This is a genomic window from Vibrio sp. 10N.222.46.A1, from assembly GCF_041473595.1.
Lineage (GTDB): Bacteria > Pseudomonadota > Gammaproteobacteria > Enterobacterales > Vibrionaceae > Vibrio > Vibrio tasmaniensis_A.
On sequence record NZ_JBFRSN010000019.1, the window covers coordinates 7,289 to 10,496 of the forward strand.

Here is a 3,208-nt window from a genome sequence, read left to right on the forward strand (position 1 = left end):
TCTTTGAGTCCACAAAACCCCTTGGGTGTTGTATGGTTAAGCCTCACGGGCAATTAGTACAGGTTAGCTCAATGCCTCGCAGCACTTACACACCCTGCCTATCAACGTCGTAGTCTACGACAACCCTTTAGGACACTTATAGTGCCAGGGAAAACTCATCTCAAGGCTCGCTTCCCGCTTAGATGCTTTCAGCGGTTATCGATTCCGAACTTAGCTACCGGGCAATGCCATTGGCATGACAACCCGAACACCAGAGGTTCGTCCACTCCGGTCCTCTCGTACTAGGAGCAGCCCCTTTCAATTTTCCAACGCCCACGGCAGATAGGGACCGAACTGTCTCACGACGTTCTAAACCCAGCTCGCGTACCACTTTAAATGGCGAACAGCCATACCCTTGGGACCGACTTCAGCCCCAGGATGTGATGAGCCGACATCGAGGTGCCAAACACCGCCGTCGATATGAACTCTTGGGCGGTATCAGCCTGTTATCCCCGGAGTACCTTTTATCCGTTGAGCGATGGCCCTTCCATTCAGAACCACCGGATCACTATGACCTGCTTTCGCACCTGCTCGAATTGTCATTCTCGCAGTCAAGCGGGCTTATGCCATTGCACTAACCACACGATGTCCAACCGTGTTTAGCCCACCTTCGTGCTCCTCCGTTACTCTTTGGGAGGAGACCGCCCCAGTCAAACTACCCACCAGGCACTGTCCGTAATCCCGATTCAGGGACCAACGTTAGAACATCAAAACTACAAGGGTGGTATTTCAAGGACGACTCCATCACATCTAGCGACGCAATTTCATAGTCTCCCACCTATCCTACACATGTAGGTTCAATGTTCAGTGCCAAGCTGTAGTAAAGGTTCACGGGGTCTTTCCGTCTAGCCGCGGGTACACTGCATCTTCACAGCGATTTCAATTTCACTGAGTCTCGGGTGGAGACAGCGTGGCCATCATTACGCCATTCGTGCAGGTCGGAACTTACCCGACAAGGAATTTCGCTACCTTAGGACCGTTATAGTTACGGCCGCCGTTTACCGGGGCTTCGATCAAGAGCTTCGACCGAAGTCTAACCCCATCAATTAACCTTCCGGCACCGGGCAGGCGTCACACCGTATACGTCATCTTACGATTTTGCACAGTGCTGTGTTTTTAATAAACAGTTGCAGCCACCTGGTATCTGCGACTCTCGTCTGCTCCATCCGCAAGGGACTTCACTGATAAGAGCGTACCTTCTCCCGAAGTTACGGTACCATTTTGCCTAGTTCCTTCACCCGAGTTCTCTCAAGCGCCTTGGTATTCTCTACCCGACCACCTGTGTCGGTTTGGGGTACGATTCCTTACAATCTGAAGCTTAGAGGCTTTTCCTGGAAGCATGGCATCAATGACTTCACTACCGTAGTAGCTCGACATCGTATCTCAGCGTTAATGAAAGTCCGGATTTACCTAAACTTTCCGCCTACGTACTTGAACCTGGACAACCGTCGCCAGGCCCACCTAGCCTTCTCCGTCCCCCCATCGCAATTGTAAGAAGTACGGGAATATTAACCCGTTTCCCATCGACTACGCCTTTCGGCCTCGCCTTAGGAGTCGACTTACCCTGCCCCGATTAACGTTGGACAGGAACCCTTGGTCTTCCGGCGAGGGAGTTTTTCACTCCCTTTATCGTTACTCATGTCAGCATTCGCACTTCTGATACCTCCAGCAGCCCTTACAGACCACCTTCAACGGCTTACAGAACGCTCCCCTACCCCACATACCCTAAGGTACGTAGCCGCAGCTTCGGTGTATAGCTTAGCCCCGTTACATCTTCCGCGCAGGCCGACTCGACCAGTGAGCTATTACGCTTTCTTTAAATGATGGCTGCTTCTAAGCCAACATCCTGGCTGTCTGAGCCTTCCCACATCGTTTCCCACTTAGCTATACTTTGGGACCTTAGCTGGCGGTCTGGGTTGTTTCCCTCTCCACGACGGACGTTAGCACCCGCCGTGTGTCTCCCGGATAGTACTTACTGGTATTCGGAGTTTGCAAAGGGTTGGTAAGTCGGGATGACCCCCTAGCCTTAACAGTGCTCTACCCCCAGTAGTATTCGTCCGAGGCGCTACCTAAATAGCTTTCGGGGAGAACCAGCTATCTCCAGGTTTGATTGGCCTTTCACCCCTAGCCACAAGTCATCCGCTAATTTTTCAACATTAGTCGGTTCGGTCCTCCAGTTGATGTTACTCAACCTTCAACCTGCCCATGGCTAGATCACCTGGTTTCGGGTCTAATCCTAGCAACTGTACGCCCAGTTAAGACTCGGTTTCCCTACGGCTCCCCTAAACGGTTAACCTTGCTACTAAAATTAAGTCGCTGACCCATTATACAAAAGGTACGCAGTCACACCACGAAGGTGCTCCTACTGCTTGTACGTACACGGTTTCAGGTTCTATTTCACTCCCCTCACAGGGGTTCTTTTCGCCTTTCCCTCACGGTACTGGTTCACTATCGGTCAGTCAGTAGTATTTAGCCTTGGAGGATGGTCCCCCCATATTCAGACAGGATATCACGTGTCCCGCCCTACTCGTTTTCACTGATTATGATGTGTCGGTTACGGGGCTATCACCCTTTATTGCGAGACTTTCCAGACTCTTCACCTGCATCATTAAAAGCTTAAGGGCTAATCCAATTTCGCTCGCCGCTACTTTCGGAATCTCGGTTGATTTCTCTTCCTCGGGGTACTTAGATGTTTCAGTTCCCCCGGTTTGCCTCCTGTTGCTATGTATTCACAACAGGATACTTACTTATGTAAGTGGGTTTCCCCATTCAGGAATCCCAGACTCAAAAGGTTATTACTACCTAATCTGGGCTTATCGCAAGTTATTACGCCTTTCATCGCCTCTGACTGCCAAGGCATCCACCGTGTACGCTTAGTCACTTAACCATACAACCCGAAAGGGTTTCTATTTGCTTTCACTTTAAAAAGTGAAGACAAATAAGCGTATGGCAACTAACCAAGGTTTTTGGTTGTCATCAAGAAGGGTTAATTCTTGATAACTGTTTGCCGGACTCAATTGTGAATCAAACTAACGTTTGATTCGAATACAAGACACTTGAATGTGTTTGTTGTGTTTATCTAATGAAAGATAAACATTGAGAACTTTTAAATTTGATTGAATTACTCGTAAGTAAATCAATCAGTCAGCTTTCCAAATTGTTAAAGAGC

Annotated in this window: 1 rRNA gene; it reads right to left on the reverse strand. The window is 49.3% G+C overall.

The features are described from left to right. Nucleotides 1-32 precede the first annotated feature (32 nt). A 23S ribosomal RNA gene (locus tag AB4496_RS00875) occupies nucleotides 33-2,926 on the reverse strand. Nucleotides 2,927-3,208 lie beyond the last annotated feature (282 nt).